We start from the raw sequence: 19,181 nt of genomic DNA, 5'->3' as shown, positions 1-19,181 counted from the left end.
AAATATGAATTGGGACAAAAAGAAAAAACCATTGTTTGCCACAACTAGCGTGATACTAGCAGTTACAGTTATTGCGGGGTGTAGTTCGGGTACTGACGGGTCTAAAGCGACAGAAACAGCTAAGGCGACCGCAGGAGCGACGACTGCAGCAATAGAAAAGCCATTGCCAATCAGTATTATGTTGAAGAGCTACTACAATGATACGGCTACACCGGAAAGTAAAGTATGGAAAAAAGTAGAAGAATATACAAACACGAAGCTGGATTTTCAATTTGTTCCTGATGCAAGCTATAACGATAAACTGAACATAACACTTGCTTCCGGTTCCATACCTTCTCTTCTATTTGTAAATAATGCGAAATTGCCTGCTGTTGCCAATGCGATCAAAGGAGGCGCATTCTGGGAAATAGGTCCTTATCTCAAAGATTATCCGAATCTTAAACAAGCGAACCCAACTGTTCTTAACAATACGTCGGTAAACGGTAAATACTATGGTCTCTATGTATCCCGCCCGATCGGACGGATGGGGATCAGCTACCGTAAGGACTGGCTTGATAATTTAGGCATGCAGGAACCGAAAACCATTGATGAGTTTTACAATATGTTAAAGGCATTCACCAAAAATGATCCCGATAAAAACGGCAAAGACGATACGTATGGCATGGTCATAACCAAATATGCGGGACCCTTTGATATTATGCAAACTTGGTTCGGGGCTCCGAATAAGTGGGCTGAGAAAGACGGTAAGCTGATACCCGCCCATTTGACGCCAGAATATATGGAGGCACTCAAATTTTTCAAAAAACTGTATGACGAGAAGTTAATCAATCAAGATTTTGCCGTATATGATTCGGCGAAATGGAATGATCCGATTATTAACGGACAAGCGGGAGTGGCGGTTGACGTTACAGAACGTTCCTATCAAATTGAAGAGAAAATGAAACAAGTCAATCCGAAGGGCAGTATAGATGTAATTGGTGCTGTAAGCGGCCCTACCGGCCTTCATAACCAACCGACAGCTGGACACAACGGCATGTTCCTCATTTCGAAATCTAGCGTTAAAACAGAAGCCGATCTGAAGAAAGTGCTTACTTTCTTGGATAAGACCAACGATAAAGAAATGCAAGCGTTACTCAACTTTGGTATTGAAGGTGTTCATTATAAAGTGGAAGACGGTAAACAGGTTATTCTAATCGTTCCGACTGACCCAATGGCTCCTGATATTAATAACAAGAATATGAACCAGATCTTATCTTCGATTCCGTACATTATACCTGACATGTTCAAACCGTCTTCACCTCTTCGCACGAAGTCGGTCGAAGTGCAAAAGGCAAATGAGAAAATCATTGTGACAAATCCTGGAGAACCATTTACAACAGCAACCTATACGCAAAAAGGCGCGCAGTTGGATCAAATGGTGGAAGACGCACGAATTAAATTTATTGTAGGTAAAACCGATGAAGCTGGCTTTAAAGCCGACATGGATTTGTGGAAAAAGAGCGGTGGCGATGACTATACCAAAGAAATAAGCGAAGCCTACGCTGCAAGCAAGGCTAAATAGTTAAGTAAGTAGAACTACTTTTTAGGAAAAGGTTCAGTCGCTTAATAGGACTGGACTTTTTCTCTCAAGGGTTCCAAGGTGGAATTTATAACGTTACAACTAAGGGAGCGATTGCGATGACAATGGCAAGAACCAGAGGCGGTAAAGGAACGATTTGGCCTTCGGAACGGCGCAGTTTTACAGATTTGATAACGGGTGTAACCGTAACTCAGCTAACAAATCACTGCTCGCATAGTCACCATATCTATTTCACGAATAACGGCTTCTATGGGAATGGGAAGTTGATTTTTGGATCAGATCGTGAGAATGTTACCAATCTGTACAGCATGGATCTGCACGATGGCGTAATTACCCAATTAACGGATTTGGAACGTGGCCGTGAATCTCGGATTCAAGGGACCTTTCTTCATCCTGATGGGCATGAGGCTTATTTCTACTATGACAATGCCATCATGGCAATCAACCTAGACACAATGGCAGAACGGATTCTCTATACGATTCCTCAGGACTATAAATTCGGCAGCTTGAGCTGCACTGCGGACGGGGAGTGGTTATGCTTTGGCCTGAACAAGGATTTAACGCAAAGTATCGCGATGGATACCAAGAATGGTTACTTGGGTTTTGAGGCGTATTTTCGTGCGAAGCCACACAGTATGATTATGGCGGTTTCCCCTATTGATGGGAAAGTGAAAAAGCTTCATGAAGACCAGCTGTGGATCGGCCACGTCAATACGTCTCCAACGCAAGCTCATCTATTAACATTTTGCCATGAAGGACCTTGGGAACAGATTGATCATCGAATCTGGGTGCTGGATATCGTAACCGGGCAAAATTGGAAGGTAAAGGACAAGAAGCTCAATGAATATGTCGGCCACGAATATTGGCTGTCAGATGGTATTCATATCGGTTACCACGGTTTTACCAACTCTCTTGAGGATCATACCGGGAAAATTATCGGGGCTGTCCTGTTTGATAATAGTCATGTCGAACAGTACGAGTTTCCTTTTCAAAATATGCATGTTCATTCCAATGATCTCTCTCTTGTTATCGGTGACGGTCAGCAAACGAGCGCTTATCATGGGCAGCAATATCAAGATACGATTCAGGTATGGCGCAATGTTGGGGCCGGATTTAAAGGTCCGCGTATCTTATGTAAGCACCGGGGAAGTTTCCATTCGCAAAATCTTCACGTTCATCCGAGACTAAGCCCGGACGGCAAGCAGGTGCTGTTTACGAGTGATATGTCGGGATACGGTAACTTGTACATGGTCGACATGCCGGAATTCGAATCTTTACCCGAGATGCCAGTTACATGAAGACCAAACCAAATCTACTTCTCATCTTTACGGATCAGCAGCGTTGGGATACGTTAGGGGCATACGGAAATGAAACGATTCAAACACCGCATTTGGATCGGTTGGCGCAGGAAGGGGCCGTATTCGAAAACGCGATTACCCCGTATCCTCTCTGTGCTCCTGCCAGAGCCTGTACGATGACGGGGTTTGCAGCCGGAAAGACGAATGTGTTCAATAACGAATCAGCCTCTGCTATTGCCGCCGATGAATCGATTGCAGCTTATTTGTCCAAAGCCGGGTATCACAATCAAGCGATCGGGAAGATGCATTTTACACCGGATGAGCAAACATATGGGATGGATCATCTTATTTTATCGGAAGAAATGAGAGGCGTACGTACGGCTGTAAGCGTAGAGGATATTCGGTTTGATGATTATGACCGCTACCTGATGGAGCATGATGCCTGGGGGTGGGAGAAACCTCCCGAGATCGGTTATAACGAACTTAAGCCGCTCGTGAACGGCCTGCCCAAAGAGCTTCATATTACACAATGGTGCGGGGATCGAACCGTAGAATGGCTTAAAATGGAAAGGCCTTCTACCAAGCCCTTTTTCTTATGGACATCGTTCGTCAAACCTCATGCTCCTTTCGATTGTCCTTCGCACTTGACGGATTTGTATGCGCCGGAAGAAATGCCTAGGCCTTGGGTGTCCGAAAAGGATGGAACATCGAAAAATCCGTATTTGGGGTCACATCGTCAAGCGATGGAAGCTGATCTATATTCGGAACAAGCTAATCTCACAAACAGGGCTTATTATTATGCCAATATTACGTTTATTGATGAACAAATAGGTCGGATTATGCAAACGTTGGAGGAAGAGGGGCTGGCTGGCAATACGCTCGTTATTTTCACATCCGATCACGGAGAACTGCTCGGCGACCACCGATTATGGTTTAAAAACTTAGGGCACGAGGGCAGTCTGCACATCCCGATGCTAGCATGGTGGCCTGGTGTTATTCATCCGGGGACCCGCTGTGAAGAATTGACTACCCTGCTTGATATTTTTCCTACTCTCGTCAATCGGGCAAGTGAAAAGCGCAAGTACGACGGAAGGTCTGGTTTAGATCTATTGGAACTGCTCACGGAACCTTCTTCGGTTCCCCGAAACGTAGTCTGTTCCGAATTCTATGTGGCACCCAACTATATGCTCCATGTCCGCAGCAAAGAATGGAAATATCTCTTTTATCAGAACGGCGGTTACGAGGAATTGTATCATCTCCTGAGCGATCCGCATGAGCTTGTTGATTTGGCGGATGATCCCGACTTTCAGCAAGTAAAAAAGGAGCATCAAGAGGAAGCTGTTCGTTGGGTTATCAACTATGGAAATCCTGAAATCGCACTCGATGAAACAGGGTGTAAGCTGAAGGTGATTCCATTTCAGCCTCAAGAAGCCAAATTGAATCCAAGGCCGTTCTCGAGAATGCCTTGGGACTCCAGAGTTCCGCCGTCGTTGCTTCCCGAACATCAGCGTTCGTGGTTTTGGAAACAACTGGATGGGGATTGGAGTAAGATGATCCGCTTATTGGGAGGGGGCAAGTAGAACATGAATTGGAACGAAATCTTCTCACTAGAGAAGCTTATTTATCATAATCCTTTGGCGGAAGAACAGGATGTACGGGATTTCAAAATGGAAGGAGAAGCCGTTGTCAGTTTTCCGCTGAATCGAATGCGAATGGAAAACAAGCTGGACCCCAGGCTTGGGCAAAAATCGAATTTCGTGTATTGGTGTTCGCATGAATTTCCGGATAACATCGCGATCACGTGGGATTTTTGGCCGATTCGTGAGCCAGGTCTTTGCATATTGTTTTTTGCCGCACAAGGAATAGGCGGTGAAGATTTGTTTGACAGCCGGCTTTCTGTAAGAACGGGTACGTATGATCAATATCACCATGGAGATATCGATGCTTTCCATGTTTCGTACTTCAGACGCAAGGAAGAAGAGGAGCGGAGTTTTCATACGTGCAATCTGCGCAAAAGCTATGGCTTTCATTTGGTTTCGCAGGGTGGGGATCCGATCCCGTCTATTGCTGATGTCAAAGGTCCATACCAAATGAAATTGTTTAAATGGGGGTGTGAAATCTTATTCGTTATTAATGATCTGACCATTTTTCATTGGATCGATGACGGAAAAGCTTTCGGGAAGCCCCTGTGCGGCGGAAAGATCGGCTTTCGCCAGATGGCTCCTCTCATAGCGGAATACGCTAATCTTAACGTATATACGATTTCTAAGCCTGGTTAATTCACAAACCAGGCTATTTTTCTATGTTTTAACCTCGAAATTACCAGGTTTTACACCCAAATGCATAGCTCGTGTGATATATTGACAAAAGGTATAATTTCCCATTATAATTATAACATACTATTCCAGTTGGAATTATCAAATTTAACTATTTGCCGTTTTATAAATACATCTATTATTCTAGGAGGCAAGCTCATGTCAAATTCTGAACGTAAGCACTTACCGGAAACATTAGCGATTCATGCAGGTCAAAAGGTTGATCCTACGACCAATTCACGAGCTGTCCCGATCTACCAAACGACGTCTTATGTGTTCAACGACACGGACCATGCAGCCAATTTATTTGCACTCAAGGAATTTGGTAACATTTATACGCGCATTATGAATCCAACGACAGATGTATTTGAACAACGTATTGCAGCCTTGGAAGGTGCACCCGCAGCGCTTGCGGTCGCATCCGGTCAAGCGGCGATCACGTTCTCAATTCTGAATATCGCTGAGGTTGGTGATGAAATCGTTTCAGCTTCAGCTTTGTACGGCGGGACTTATAACCTTTTTGCTAATACATTGCCTAAATTAGGGATTACGGTGAAATTCGTAGATTCTAGTAATCCAGAAAATTTCCGTAGTGCCATTACCGATAAGACGAAAGCGATTTATGCCGAATCCATTGGAAATCCCAAAGGCGATATCCTGGACATTGAAGCTGTCGCGGCGATTGCTCATGAGCATGGTATCCCGCTAATCGTAGATAATACATTCCCGAGTCCTTATTTGCTTAGACCTATCGAGCATGGAGCTGATATTGTTGTTCACTCTGCAACCAAGTTTATTGGCGGTCATGGTACGACCATCGGTGGTGTTATCGTTGATGGCGGGAAGTTCGATTGGGCAGCTAGCGGCAAATTCCCAGGGTTGACAAAGCCGGATCCTAGCTATAATGGTGTTGTCTATACAGAAGCGGTCGGTCCTATTGCCTATATTATCAAAGCACGCGTGCAATTATTACGAGATTTGGGAGCGTCTCTTTCACCTAACAGCTCATTCCTTTTACTACAAGGCTTAGAAACGTTGCATCTGCGTCTAGAGCGTCACAGCTCCAACGCCTTACAGGTTGCCAAATATCTTGAATCCCATGAGTCTGTGGAGTGGGTAAGTTATGCTGGTCTAGAAAGCCACCCATCCTATTCACTAGCTCAGAAATACTTACCGAAAGGGCAAGGCGCGATATTAAGTTTTGGCATTAAAGGTGGCATTGAAGCTGGTAAGAAGCTGATTCACGCAGTCGAGCTATTCTCTCATTTGGCGAATGTGGGAGATTCCAAATCATTAATTATTCACCCTGCAAGCACAACACATTCGCAATTAAATGAGGCGGAACAAGCTTCAGCGGGAGTGTCTCCAGGACTTATACGTTTATCCGTTGGAACAGAAGCGATTGAAGATATTATTTATGATTTGGAGCAAGCAATCGTTGCTAGTCAAAAGTAAACTTGAAACGATAACCCGTTCCGCATAAAATATGAGAAGGCTGCGATTTAGGAGCTCAACCTAAATGCAGCCTTTTTCTTTGATTGTGAAACTTTTTCATTTGTATCGCAGTCTATTTCATTGAACAGCTTTAACATCTTCTAGGAGGTATGATGACAAGAAATGAAAGTCAAAATGAAAGTATCCATCGCCATATTAATGGCGTTATCCATCGTGGCTGGTTGCGGTAATAAAAGTGACGTGACGCCTAGCAGCTCGCCTACATCTGCGCCAACGGCGACAGCAGCTGCATCTGATGCTCCAAGTGTTAGCGGAGGAGGTACTCTCACACCTGCCACGCCAACCTCTGCGGTTACATCGAAACCTTCAGCTAGTCCAACGGCTTCTCCTGCGGCAAGCAGCACTCCAAATAAGAATGGTGCGATTCAGGTGATCGCTAAACCAGAAAGTATTACCGTTCTTGTAAATAAGCAAAACGCACTGCCATCCAGCTATGAGCCGACGGATCTTGTCTATCCGAACATTCCATTTACGTTTGCTGAAAAGAATGATAAGCGTAAAATGCGCCAAGTTGCGGCTACCGCCATTGAAAAGATGTTCGCTGGAGCGACAAAGGATGGCATCCCCTTAGCGGGTGTATCTGCGTATCGCTCCTATGCGACACAGAAATCCGTTTTTGAAAGCTATGTGAAAAATGATGGCGAAGAAAAAGCCAAAACCTACAGCGCGGTTCCTGGAACAAGTGAGCATGAAACAGGGCTGGCGATTGATGTGTCGGGCAGCAATGGCAAATGCGCGGCAGAGGATTGCTTTGGCGGAACGAAAGAGGCTGTTTGGTTAGCAAAGCATGCTGCGGAATACGGCTTTATCATTCGCTATCCGCAAGGAAAGGCTGCTATTACGGGCTATCAATATGAGCCGTGGCATTTGAGATATGTAGGAATTGATATTGCCAAAGAAATTCAATCGAAGAATTTGACAATGGAAGAATACTACCATACCGTTCCAGTCAGCAAATGAAAATAACCCCACTAGGACTTCACGTCCGAGTGGGGTTGCTTTGTTTACCAGCCTCGTTGATAAGGCTGCGGTGGAGTGAGCTCAACACGTAAGTCTCGAGCTGCTGTTCTAGCCCAGTAAGGATCACGCAGCAGGACTCTGCCTAGTAAAATGAGATCGGCACGGTTGTTCTGAAGAATCTCTTCCGCTTGCTGAGGTTCAGTAATAAGCCCTACGGCTCCGACAGAAATTTCAGCTTTAGTGCGGATTTCTTCAGCGAATGGAACCTGATAGCCTGGGAAAGTTGTTGGCATGATCGGCGCATTGCCGCCCGAGCTGACATCGATAAGGTGGACGCCGAGTTCTTTGAGCTTCGTTGCGAAATAAACGTGATCCTGAGGTGTAAGACCGCCTTCCACATACTCATCAGCAGAAATACGGACAAATAGCGGGCCATCCCATCGTGTTTGAATGGCTTGAACCGTTTCGCGCAAGAAGCGGAAACGTCCTTCTTGGTCACCGCCATACGCATCTTGGCGATGATTAGAAAGTGGAGATAAGAATTCATTGATGAGATAGCCGTGCGCAGCATGGATTTCAATCACATCGAAGCCAGCTTGCTTGGCACGATCAGCTGCATCAGCGAAAGCCTTAATCGTATCTTGAATGTTCGTAAGCGTAGCTTCCTCAGGTGTTTTGAACGTATCTGAGAAAGGAATGGCAGATGGCGCTATGATCGGCGTATCAAGAACTGCTTTTCTGCCTGCGTGGGCTAGCTGAATGCCCACATGAGCACCATGATTATGAATGGAAGTGACAACACGCTTCAAGCCATCGATGTGAGCATCCTCCCAGATGCCTAAATCTCGCGTTGAAATGCGCCCTTGCGCAGTGACTGCGGTTGCTTCAAGTATAATAAGCCCAACTTGGCCAACGGCCCGCGTAGCATAATGAACGTGATGCCAGTCTTTGATTTCACCGGAATCGTCGGAAGCATACATACACATGGGGGACATGACGATGCGATTCTTCAGGGTTATATTGGAGATTGTGTATGGCGTAAATAACATAAAGAAACAACTCCTTGCAGAGGATATGAGTACAGTCTAATTGTATTCTTTTCCTATAGGGATTATCAAGCTTGAAGACTTGTTTGCCGTTGAATTTCACTAACCAATCAAAAAGCTTGACTATGACTGAATTTTATCTTAGGGTTTTACTATAGCAATAACGAGTATGTCGTAATTTTGCACTTCGATTTGTCGCTAATTCGAAATTTAACCGCTTACTACCCCATGTTACAATGAACCCAAGTCACTTATTTGGAGGTCATATAGGATGAAAGTAGCAATGTTGAGTTTCTGGCACGTACACGCAAGGGATTATGCTAAACAGGTAAACGAACACCCAGATACCGAAATTGTCGCGATTTGGGACGAGATTGCAGAAAGAGGCCAGCAAGAAGCCGAAAAACGGGGAGTAGCATTCTACGCTAGTCTTGAGGAGCTGTTGGCAAATTCAGAAATCGAAGCGGTTGTTGTGGATACCCCAACAAATTTGCACCGAGATGTGATCATCGCTGCCGCAAAGGCAGGTAAACATATTTTCACTGAGAAGGTTGTTGCCCCAACGCTCTGTGAAGTGAATGAAATTCTAGCAGCTGTTGAGGAAGCAGGCGTGACTTTAACCGTTTCCTTACCACGTTTGAATTCACCGTCTACGTTGGCAATCCAAGAAATTGTAGCAAAAGAGTTATTGGGTCAGATCACCCTTGTACGCACACGTCTTTCTCACAATGGCGGAATTTCTACCACTGCGAATCCAAATGGTTGGTTGCCGCAGCATTTCTACAATGCCGAGCAATGTGGTGGTGGAGCTCTCATTGATCTTGGCTGTCATCCGATGTATCTCAATCGTCTACTCTTAGGATTACCTGTTTCGGTAAGCGCTACGTATGGGTATGTGACAGGAAGAGAAGTTGAGGATAATGCAGTTTCAGTGCTTCAGTATGAGAACGGAGCAGTGGGTATTGTTGAAGCGGGCTTCGTGAATGCGCATTCACCTTTCGTGATTGAAGTACATGGGACAGCTGGTAGCGTACTATATTCAGAGCAAGATGGACGCGTCCTGCTGCGTACGAACAAATCAGAAGAGGCAGCGAATCAATGGGTGGCTTATGAGCCAATACCAGAGGCTAATCCAACAGCGTTTGATCAATGGGTAGCACATATCCAAAATGGTACGAAAGCGACTGAAAATATTGCACTAGCTGTGGACTTAACGAAACTGATGGAAGCTTCCAATTTGTCCGTTGCAAGCAAGGGGCAGGTTCGATTAGATTCCCTAGTCAACTAATGTTCAAAGCTGGAAAGGAAGAGGTGTACAGCAGCATGAGTCAACCTTTTTATTTCGAACCAATGCTAGAAAATCCGATGGCTTTAGACCGTTTGGAATTAAGCTTCCGTTGGGGAGCTTACGGGCTTCGGGTACTGCGTTGTCACCTGACTTCTTTCCCAGCAGGAACAATCGTCGATTATCATCAGCATTCCGAATACGAGATTCATTATATCCCTTCTGGCAAAGGGAGAGTCATTCTGGATGGGATTACACACCCTCTCCATGAAGGATTGCTCTATGTTACAGCCCCTGGCGTTATTCATAGGCAAGAAGCCGATGAGCATGAAGCGATGGGTGAGCTTTGCTTGCATGTGGATATTGTAAAGCTAACTCAGAGGGATAATGAGGATTCCTTCTTAACCACGCATGGTTGGGGAGAGGAATGGGAGATCGCAGAAGCGGAAGCGTGTATCGGACAACTGAGCGAGTTGCCACATCTTCCAGCCGTGGATCGTCATGAAGCGATGAAATGTTTCTTAGTCGCTTATGAAGCTTGGCGGAACAATCAGCTTGGTCAGTATACGATTATTAAACAATCCATCGTCCAGATGCTGCTCAGGACGGTGAGTGCCTATAGACCGGATCAACAAGGTGTTAATTTGCCGGCCCGTGATATGAAAAGCTATCGCTATCAGATGGCTATTCAATTCATAGCAGACAATTTCCGCCGTCCCCTCACGTTGGAGGGAGTAGCTGAACGCGTACAAATTAGTTCGAGACAGCTCCAACGTATTTTCAAAGAGAAGGCGAATGTGTCATTTAGCGAGTATTTGGAACAAGTACGTCTCAAATTCGTGTGCAGCGAGCTGCAGCAGACCACGCTTACTCTAGAGAAGATAGCGGAGCGCAGCGGATTCACATCCAGCAATTATTTGCACTATGTCTTCAAGAAAGCTCATGGAACGACCCCCAATACATTCCGTGAAAATAGGCTGCTTGAGCACGCGAGCACAACTTAATCAAAAAAGAGCTGTTCAAAAGTAGATTTCTCTACTTTCGGACAGCTCTTTTTAGTGATTTGAGCCTATTTCTTATTTGAAAGGAAATAACCGGAAAACTTCAAATTTCAGTTGAAAATCAAAAAGTTAACTGTAGGTTTTCCATCTATTCGAATAGCTTGCGCAGATTCTCACCGTATGGAGCTTGAACGATACCTTTTTCCGTGATAATCGCGGTCACATACTCATTCGGCGTCACATCGAACGCCGGATTGAACACTTTCACACCAGCTGGCGCTGTGCGTTTGCCAAAGCCTTGCGTGATCTCGTCCTCATGACGCTCCTCGATCGGAATATCGCCGCCAGTCGGCGTATTCAAGTCGATCGTAGACAGCGGACTTGCCACATAGAACGGGATGCCGTGCGCCTTAGCCAGCACAGCTACGCTGTACGTGCCGATTTTGTTGGCTACATCGCCGTTTGCAGCAACGCGGTCCGTTCCGACGATGACCGCTTGAATCCAGCCTTTCGCCATGACCGCGCCGGCCATGTTATCACAGATCAGCGTGACGTCTACGCCGGCCTGCTGCAGTTCAAAAGCCGTTAGCCGCGCGCCTTGCAGCACGGGCCGTGTTTCATCGGCGAACACTTTGATGTTCAGCCCTTGTTCCTTTGCCAAGTAGAACGGCGCTAACGCCGTGCCGTACTTGGCAGTTGCCAAACCGCCGGCGTTGCAGTGCGTCAGCACGCCAAATCCGTCCTCGAACAGCGTGAGCGCATGTTCGCCGATACGGCGGTTGGTGTCTTCGTCCTCCGCCTGAATGACTTGCGCTTCTGCCAGAAGCGCAGCCTTGAAGGCATCTGGGCTCACGCCCTCAGCTGCCAAAGCACCTGCTCTCGCACGCATGCGATCGAGCGCCCAGAACAAATTCACCGCTGTCGGACGTGACGTTGCCAGGTAATCCGCTTGCTTCTGGACGTCCGCCAGAAGCCCAGGGGCCGCAGCATCTACGCCGCGGATGCCGAGGTATACCCCGTACGCGGCGGCGATCCCAATCGCAGGTGCGCCGCGAACTTTTAAGTGCCGAATCGCTTCCCACACCTCAATCGGTGTCTCCAGCGGCAAATACACGATCTCTTCTGGAAGAAGCCGTTGATCGAGTAAATCTAGCTGCTGGCCATTCCAACGCAAGGATTGCAGGGCACCTTGCTCTTGGTTGTCTGTTTTTACGTTGTTTGTCTCTACGCTGCCATTATCTACGTTGTTCGTTGTTGTCATAGTACAAAACCTCTTTCCGCTGCTCGTGTTGCGATTTCAATGAGGTCATCAATTGTTTCTACCTGACGGTTCGCACGAATGCTGGCTGTACCAATCGTTAAAGCCATGCGCTGAGCACGTTCTCTCGCTGCAGCATCTTCAATTTTATCAATATCAGCGACGTGGGCCAGACCGACTACGCGACGCACCATTTTGGCGCCTGTGAAGCCTACTGTGTCACGAAGCAAGTTGGACATGAAATAATCTTGGTATCCCGGAGCCGTAAATACACGATCTACCCCATGTTCGTTCCATAGTGCACGGAAATTTTGTTCAAAATGTGTCCATACATCCTTAATAGTTTGCGTTAAATAAGCGCGATAAGCGGAACGGCTTACTTCATCTTTGCTCCAACCTTCTTGCGCAGCAAAGTTGAGAAGCAGGTTGGCTAACACAGCCCCAATATCGAAGCCCATTGGTCCATAATAAGCAAATTCAGGGTCAATCACTTTAGTGGAAGCTGGTTTGATAAAAATACTGCCCGTATGCAAGTCCCCATGAAGAAGGGCTTGCGCTTGTGTAAGGAACTTGTTGCGCAAAATCGCAACTTCTAAGTGAAGCTCTTTGTCTGTCCAAAGCAGCTCCGCTGCATCACGGATAGGTGCTTCAATATTGTTCGTTTCCGCATCACGATACGGATCGTCGAAGATCAAATCCTCGGTAATTTTGCAAAGCTCAGGATTGATGAATCGTCCCAGCTGAATTTTCTTTTCTTGTTGATTTTTGCCTAGGTCCGAAGTGAAGAATAGGGTGTTAGCAAGGAAACGCCCAATATGCTCAGCGAAAAGCGGGTATTGGTTGCCCTCGATTAACCCTCTGCGCATAATGACATGATCGCTCAAATCTTCCATTACCGTTAGGGCAAGCTCAGCATCATAAGCATATACATGCGGAACAAGATCTGGATTTAAGGCTTCTTCAATCAACAAAGCTTCACTCTCAATACGAGCGCGGTCAAGCGTAAGCGGCCAAGATTCCCCAACAACTTTGGCATAAGGAAGAGCTTGCTTCAAAATAATACTTTTTCCTGTTGCAGCTTCGGTTATACGAAATACAAGGTTTAAATTCCCATCCCCGATTTCTTGGCTAGTGAGATCAGCACCTGCTTGAAATAATTGTGGAATATGGCGTGCATATTCAATAGCTTGCTCTTCCGATAACGGATGATATGTGGACATGTATGAACCTCCTAAAAGTTTTCGTCAGAAAACTGACTTCGTAAGCGGTGCTCTTAAGTGACTGGAATTAATTCCAACTAATTTACTGAGTATTAATAGTCTTTACCTAGTATAAGACAAATTGATTCCGCATGAAATACACTTTTCAGAAATGTCGTTTATTTTACATAAAATCTTCGAAATTAACGTAAATTAGCGTGTACAAGGACGATTATTAAGGAAAAACGAAGGAGGATTTCGATGACGAGCGCGACATTAGTTTCAACGCAATCTATTCAAGTTGTTCTCAATAAGCAAATCGCAAACTGGAATTTACTATTCGTTAAACTGCATAATTTCCATTGGTATGTAAAAGGGAATCAATTTTTCACTCTCCATGTGAAATTCGAGGAGCTTTATAATGAGGCTGCACTTCATGTAGATGAGCTGGCTGAACGATTACTGGCCATTGGCGGTCAACCTGCCGCTACGATGAAAGCCTATTTAGAGATTTCTTCATTAAAAGAAGCCTCTGGCACAGAGACAGCTACGAAAATGGTCGAAGCCATTATTGAAGACTTTACCATTCTTACCCAAGAACTGAAGGCAGGTATGCGGGTTTGTGAGGAAGCAAGTGACGATACCACATCGGATATGCTTTTAGCGATTCAAACTTCTTTGGAAAAGCATCGCTGGATGCTGCAATCGTTTCTGGGGTAATTGAGAAATTTACACAATCTTCATTTCACTCAAACATACGTAAAATGAAACCAAGGTATCCTAGAGACAAGATGGTTTCGAAGGATGTGTGTGGGATGATGAAAATCCTGAAAGTTGTATTTGCCGTAACTATATGTACAGTTTTCCTATGGATTGCTTTTCATGCAGATATACCTGATATGACCCAAGATCCGAACCCAATGAAAGTGAATCAAGAACAGTTTACGCGAATGCAGCAGGCGTATTACGCGGAATCACTGAATTAAGTAGAAGGAATGGCCGAATGCTAGCGCCGTTCCTTTTTATTTTGCATCCTATACGTCAATTTGCATTTGTTTTGCATAGAAAGTTTATTTATAATAGATAGATTAATGAGGAGAACGAGGAGTTGGCGTCATGGGGAATGGGATGGCTTTAAAGGAATGGGCATCTGCGGTCAAAGCATTAGAAGCAGGCTCGCAAATTTTTATTATGCGCAAGGGAGGTATTATCGAAGAAACAAGAGATTTCCAAGTGGAATCGAATGATTTCTTTCTCTATCCAACATATGAACACCAGAGAAAAGAACTACTGAAAGAGCAATATCGCGGGGTAATCGATGAAACGTTGGTTAATTGGAGCGCTGAAGATACACAAGTGACGATCAGTTCCTTTGCCCGAATGGTTGAAGATATCGAGGTCAGCGATCAAGAAAAATTAAATCAGTTGTTTCCATTTCACATTTGGACAGAAAATTTCACAGAAGAGCGATTAAAGTGGAAACGTAAAAATCCGCTGCATATTATGATACTACGGGTGTATACACTCGATCAACCGATTCAAATTGAGATCGAACAGGCCTATATTGGCTGCAAATCATGGATACAGCTAGGGGCATTGGTACCGGATGATTCAGCGATGACTCCCGTGTTGAATGAGGAAGAATTTACCGCGCAAGTTGCTGAAATTAAACGTACTTTGGCGTAAAATTCACGTGTTTTTTGAAAAAATGCTCTTTTTTTTCACGCAAATGCCCTTTCTTGATTTGTTACAGTAAGTTATAATAGAATTATTCTAATGAGAATCAGTGATAATCATTTACATATGGTTGTCATTTATCTAGTACACTCAAACATTATGGAGGCTTAAAGAAAATGGCAAATTCATCAACATTTACAATAGACGGTCTAAAAGCGAACGTCGAAGGAAAGGAAATTTTGAAAGGTCTTAGCCTAGAAATCAAAGGCGGCGAAATTCACGCGATCATGGGGCCGAATGGTACTGGTAAAAGTACATTGGCATCCGCTTTGATGGGTCACCCGAAATATGAAGTAACAGAGGGCTCTGTCACTTTAGATGGCGAAGATGTTCTAGAAATGGCTGTTGACGAAAGAGCTCGCGCTGGCTTGTTCTTGGCTATGCAGTACCCAAGCGAAATCACAGGGGTTACGAATGCTGACTTCTTGCGTAGTGCGATGAACGTACGCCGCGGTGAAGGCAATGAGATTTCTTTGATCAAGTTCATTCGTCAAATGGAAGCAAAAATGAAGCAACTGGAAATGAACCCTGAGTTCATGCACCGTTACTTGAATGAAGGCTTCTCCGGCGGTGAGAAAAAGCGTAATGAAATTCTTCAAATGCTTTTGCTTGAGCCTAAGTTCGTTATTCTTGATGAAATTGACTCTGGTCTAGATATCGATGCTTTGCGTATCGTAGCTGAAGGTGTTAATGCAATGCGCAGTGAAGATCGTGGATTCTTGATCATCACGCATTACCAACGTTTGTTGAACTATGTTAAACCTGATTTTGTACATGTTATGATGCAAGGTCGTATCGTGAAGTCCGGTGGTCCTGAGCTCGCTGAGCGTTTGGAAGCGGAAGGTTACGACTGGATCAAAGAAGAACTAGGCATCGTGGATGAAACCGTTGGTCAAGATACGGAAGAATTCAAAGTTCCAATGAACACACCCGGGCCGAAGTACTAGGAGATGAGAGACTTTGATCTTAGGGTCAAAGATCCCTATAAATGGAGGAAATCATGAGCACTAAAACAACACTTTCCATCGATTCTAACGCTGTTATTGAGCTCTCCCGCAGCAAGCAAGAGCCGGAGTGGATGACAGCCCTTCGTACAGAAGGGCTAGCGTTAGCGAATTCGTTGGAATTACCTATACTAGAAAAAACAAGAATTGACCGTTGGAGCATTTCCGCCTACGGTTCCTATAAAGAGCAAGCAACTTTAAGTTCACTTGATGCATTGCCTGAAGTGACGCAAGGTTTAACGAATTCCGAGAACCTGATTGTGCAACGCAACTCCGGTATTGTGTACAATCAAGTTTCTGAAGAATTGAAAAAGCAAGGCGTTATTTTCACAGATCTTGAAACAGCGGTTCGTGAGCATGGAGAGTTGGTGAAGCCTTACTTCATGAAAGCTGTTCAAGCGAATGAAAATCAGCTGACTGCTCTGCATGCAGCATTGTGGAATGGCGGTATCTTCATCTACGTTCCGAAGAACGTAGTTGTTGATATTCCGCTTCAAGCCTTATTTATTGCAGATGATGCAGAAGCAACGTTTGCACCGCATGTTCTGATTGTTGCTGAACAATTCAGTTCCGTTACGTATGTAGATAACTTTGTTTCCTCCGTTGGCGGCGCAGCTCTTGTACAGAACGGAATCGTCGAAGTGTTTGCAAAACCAGGGTCACGCGTAAGCTATTCGTCCATTCACAGCTTGGAAGCATCCGTAACAGACCTGACATACCGCCGTGCAATCCTTGAAGATGATTCTAGAATCGGATGGGTTGTAGGTGAGTTGAACTATGGGAATTCGATGTCCGATACGACGTCCATTCTCAAAGGTAAGGGTTCTGATTCCGATGCCAAAATCATCTGTGTTGGAACACATGAACAAAAACTAAACTTGACGACGCGCGCCGTACATTGGGGCAAAGCGTCAACAAGCGATATGATTACACGTGCAGTAATGCGTGATAGCTCGACAGCGATCATCAACGGAATCACGAAGATCGAAAAAGGCGCACAAGGCTGTAACGGTCAACAGACGGAGAAAGTCTTGATGCTTAGCCCGAAAGCACGCGGAGACGCGAATCCGATTCTTCTTATTGACGAAGATGATGTTAAAGCTGGTCATGCAGCGAGCGTTGGGCAAGTGAATGCAGAGCAAGTTCACTACCTAATGTCCCGTGGGATTACGAAGGAAGAAGCTCAACGCTTAATTATTTACGGATTCTTGGCACCAGTCGTTTCCGAAATTCCAGTGAAAAGCGTTGAAGAACAGCTGCAAAGCTTAGTGGAAAGGAAGCTAGGACAATGATACCTGCCGAGATACGTGAACTTTTTCCCATTCTAAAGCAAGAGGTGAACGGTCATCCACTGGTTTACTTGGACAGTGCTGCTACTTCCCAGAAGCCTATTCAGGTGATTGAAGCATTGACGCATTACTACGAGTGGGATAATGCGAACGTTCATCGCGGGGTGCATACCCTAGGTTCCCGAGCAACGGATGCGTATGAAGGAGCTAGAGCCAAATTGGCTAAGTTCATCGGCGCAGCCAGTGAGCAGGAAATTATTTTCACTAGAGGCACGACAACCGCTATCAATATTGTGGCAGCTAGTTTTGCCCAATCGGTACTACGTGAGGGCGATGAAATCGTCCTTACACCGATGGAGCATCACAGCAACCTGATCCCTTGGCAGCAAGCTGCTAAGAAGTCAGGCGCCATTTTAAAATATATTCCGCTGCAGCCTGACGGATCCATATCCCTGGCAGATGTTGAAAACACGATTACGGATCGTACGAAGATCGTTTCGATTGTGTATGTGTCCAACGTGCTAGGCGTCGTCAACCCGATCAAAGAGATCGCACGCATTGCGCATAAGCATGGTGCCAAAATCATGGTCGATGGTGCGCAAAGCACACCGCATATGAAGGTGGATGTGCAAGATTTGGATTGTGACTTTTATGCCCTATCCGGGCATAAGATGTGTGGTCCTACCGGAATCGGGGCATTGTATGGGAAGAAGTCTTTGTTAAATAACATGGAGCCCGTTGAGTTTGGCGGCGAAATGATCGATCATGTCGATCTTTACGAGTCAACTTGGAAGGAACTTCCGTGGAAATTCGAAGGCGGAACGCCTATGATTGCAGGAGCAGTTGGGCTTGGCGCGGCAATCGACTTCTTAACTGAAGTCGGGATGGATAACATATATAAACATGATGTTCAGCTCACGAATTATGCGTTAGACCGTATGATGCAGATCGAAGATCTAGCTGTTTATGGGCCGACAACGAATCGTGCAGGACTTGTAACTTTCAATCTTGGGGACGTTCATCCTCATGACGTGGCAACCGTCTTGGATTCCATGGGTATTGCTGTTCGTGCCGGTCACCACTGCTGCCAGCCGCTCATGAGATGGTTAGAACAAAGCAGCACAGCTCGTGCTAGCTTTTATCTATATAATACGGAAGATGATGTAGACCGTCTTGTGATGGCCTTACAGAAAACAAAGGAGTACTTCGGCGATGCAATTGGATGATTTATACCGTAGAGTAATTATGGATCACTATAAAACTCCGCGCAACCGTGGGAAGTTTGAGTCCGGCGAGTCTGTTACGATTGATCTAAACAACCCAACCTGTGGGGATAAAATTTCACTACAGATGCAGGTTGAAGAGGGCATCGTGAAGATGGCGAAATTCACAGGCGAGGGCTGCTCGATTAGTTTATCCTCTGCGTCCATGATGACGGATGCAGTCAAAGGCAAAACGATCGAGGAAGCACTGAAGATGGCCGATGATTTTTCTGGCCTGATGAAGGGCGAATCTGTCGATTTTGAATATGAAGACATTGAAGCCTTGTCTGGTGTAAACAAATTCCCAGCGCGGATTAAATGTGCAACTCTGGCGTGGAACGCTCTTCGCAAAGGGATTGAACATTCTCATAAGACCGATAACTAACGCATTTGCGATGGAATAGGTAACCAGAAGTAAGTATGTAAGATAACG

Annotated in this window: 18 protein-coding genes; 15 read left to right on the top strand and 3 right to left on the bottom strand. The window is 45.3% G+C overall.

The genetic code is table 11. The features are described from left to right. Nucleotides 1–4 precede the first annotated feature (4 nt). The 6 genes from AC58P7_RS11460 (at nt 5) to AC58P7_RS11435 (ending at nt 7,667) form a co-directional block, all read left to right on the top strand. Nucleotides 5–1,561 carry an extracellular solute-binding protein gene (locus AC58P7_RS11460; RefSeq protein ID WP_497342844.1) on the top strand — a complete coding sequence of 519 codons (1,557 nt, stop codon included), beginning with the start codon at nt 5–7 and terminating at the stop codon, nt 1,559–1,561. Between the two features lie 116 nt (nt 1,562–1,677). Further along, nucleotides 1,678–2,877, top strand: coding sequence for an oligogalacturonate lyase family protein (locus AC58P7_RS11455; protein WP_497342842.1), 1,200 nt, complete (start codon nt 1,678–1,680; stop codon nt 2,875–2,877). Continuing rightward, the gene (locus tag AC58P7_RS11450) at nt 2,874–4,457 is read left to right on the top strand and encodes a sulfatase family protein (protein ID WP_497342840.1); all 1,584 of its coding nucleotides are present in this window, start codon (nt 2,874–2,876) and stop codon (nt 4,455–4,457) included. Before AC58P7_RS11455 ends, AC58P7_RS11450 begins: the two co-directional genes overlap by 4 nt. 3 nt (nt 4,458–4,460) lie before the next feature. After that, nucleotides 4,461–5,156 carry a DUF1961 family protein gene (locus tag AC58P7_RS11445; protein WP_497342838.1) on the top strand — a complete coding sequence of 232 codons (696 nt, stop codon included), beginning with the start codon at nt 4,461–4,463 and terminating at the stop codon, nt 5,154–5,156. A gap of 195 nt (nt 5,157–5,351) precedes the next feature. Next, the gene (locus tag AC58P7_RS11440) at nt 5,352–6,647 is read left to right on the top strand and encodes a homocysteine synthase (protein WP_497342836.1); all 1,296 of its coding nucleotides are present in this window, start codon (nt 5,352–5,354) and stop codon (nt 6,645–6,647) included. A 162-nt stretch (nt 6,648–6,809) separates the two neighbouring features. Then, the gene (locus tag AC58P7_RS11435) at nt 6,810–7,667 is read left to right on the top strand and encodes a M15 family metallopeptidase (RefSeq protein WP_497342834.1); all 858 of its coding nucleotides are present in this window, start codon (nt 6,810–6,812) and stop codon (nt 7,665–7,667) included. 44 nt (nt 7,668–7,711) lie between these two features. On the opposite strand, the gene namA is transcribed toward AC58P7_RS11435, so the two are convergent. Beyond that, complete coding sequence (gene namA / locus AC58P7_RS11430; RefSeq protein ID WP_497342833.1) at nt 7,712–8,716, bottom strand: NADPH dehydrogenase NamA; 1,005 nt, start codon at nt 8,714–8,716, stop codon at nt 7,712–7,714. 268 nt (nt 8,717–8,984) lie between these two features. Between namA and AC58P7_RS11425 the strand changes: the two genes are divergently transcribed. Next, nucleotides 8,985–10,001 carry a Gfo/Idh/MocA family protein gene (locus AC58P7_RS11425; protein WP_497342831.1) on the top strand — a complete coding sequence of 339 codons (1,017 nt, stop codon included), beginning with the start codon at nt 8,985–8,987 and terminating at the stop codon, nt 9,999–10,001. Continuing rightward, the gene (locus AC58P7_RS11420; protein ID WP_497342829.1) at nt 10,001–11,002 is read left to right on the top strand and encodes a helix-turn-helix domain-containing protein; all 1,002 of its coding nucleotides are present in this window, start codon (nt 10,001–10,003) and stop codon (nt 11,000–11,002) included. The genes AC58P7_RS11425 and AC58P7_RS11420 overlap by 1 nt, the downstream gene beginning before the upstream one ends. Nucleotides 11,003–11,147: 145 nt before the next feature. On the opposite strand, the gene mtnA is transcribed toward AC58P7_RS11420, so the two are convergent. Together mtnA and mtnK are read right to left on the bottom strand one after the other, a co-directional pair. After that, the gene (mtnA, locus tag AC58P7_RS11415) at nt 11,148–12,260 is read right to left on the bottom strand and encodes an S-methyl-5-thioribose-1-phosphate isomerase (RefSeq protein WP_497342827.1); all 1,113 of its coding nucleotides are present in this window, start codon (nt 12,258–12,260) and stop codon (nt 11,148–11,150) included. After that, nucleotides 12,257–13,477: an S-methyl-5-thioribose kinase gene (gene mtnK, locus AC58P7_RS11410; RefSeq protein ID WP_497342825.1), complete on the bottom strand. Its 1,221-nt coding sequence runs from the start codon at nt 13,475–13,477 to the stop codon at nt 12,257–12,259. The genes mtnA and mtnK overlap by 4 nt, the downstream gene beginning before the upstream one ends. A 240-nt stretch (nt 13,478–13,717) precedes the next feature. Between mtnK and AC58P7_RS11405 the strand changes: the two genes are divergently transcribed. From AC58P7_RS11405 to sufU, 7 genes are all read left to right on the top strand, one after another. Next, a complete protein-coding gene (locus AC58P7_RS11405; protein WP_497342823.1) occupies nt 13,718–14,176 on the top strand; it encodes a Dps family protein in 459 nt (152 codons plus the stop codon). Between the two features lie 95 nt (nt 14,177–14,271). Next, entirely contained in the window at nt 14,272–14,442 is a 171-nt protein-coding gene (locus tag AC58P7_RS11400; RefSeq protein ID WP_497342822.1) for a hypothetical protein, read from the top strand. A 130-nt stretch (nt 14,443–14,572) separates the two neighbouring features. Then, entirely contained in the window at nt 14,573–15,142 is a 570-nt protein-coding gene (locus AC58P7_RS11395) for a DUF1802 family protein (RefSeq protein WP_497342820.1), read from the top strand. 167 nt (nt 15,143–15,309) lie between these two features. Then, entirely contained in the window at nt 15,310–16,140 is an 831-nt protein-coding gene (sufC, locus tag AC58P7_RS11390; protein WP_029194394.1) for a Fe-S cluster assembly ATPase SufC, read from the top strand. A 53-nt stretch (nt 16,141–16,193) separates the two neighbouring features. Beyond that, nucleotides 16,194–17,489 (top strand): Fe-S cluster assembly protein SufD, encoded by a 1,296-nt coding sequence (gene sufD, locus AC58P7_RS11385; RefSeq protein ID WP_497342818.1) that lies wholly within the window; start codon nt 16,194–16,196, stop codon nt 17,487–17,489. Then, entirely contained in the window at nt 17,486–18,712 is a 1,227-nt protein-coding gene (locus tag AC58P7_RS11380) for a cysteine desulfurase (RefSeq protein ID WP_497342816.1), read from the top strand. The genes sufD and AC58P7_RS11380 overlap by 4 nt, the downstream gene beginning before the upstream one ends. Then, nucleotides 18,699–19,133: a Fe-S cluster assembly sulfur transfer protein SufU gene (sufU, locus tag AC58P7_RS11375; RefSeq protein ID WP_497281477.1), complete on the top strand. Its 435-nt coding sequence runs from the start codon at nt 18,699–18,701 to the stop codon at nt 19,131–19,133. The genes AC58P7_RS11380 and sufU overlap by 14 nt, the downstream gene beginning before the upstream one ends. Nucleotides 19,134–19,181 lie beyond the last annotated feature (48 nt).

This window comes from Paenibacillus sp. J22FR5 (assembly GCF_059691975.1).
Note: the sequence above shows the minus strand (reverse complement) of the source record. Positions and strands in the feature narration are given on the sequence as shown.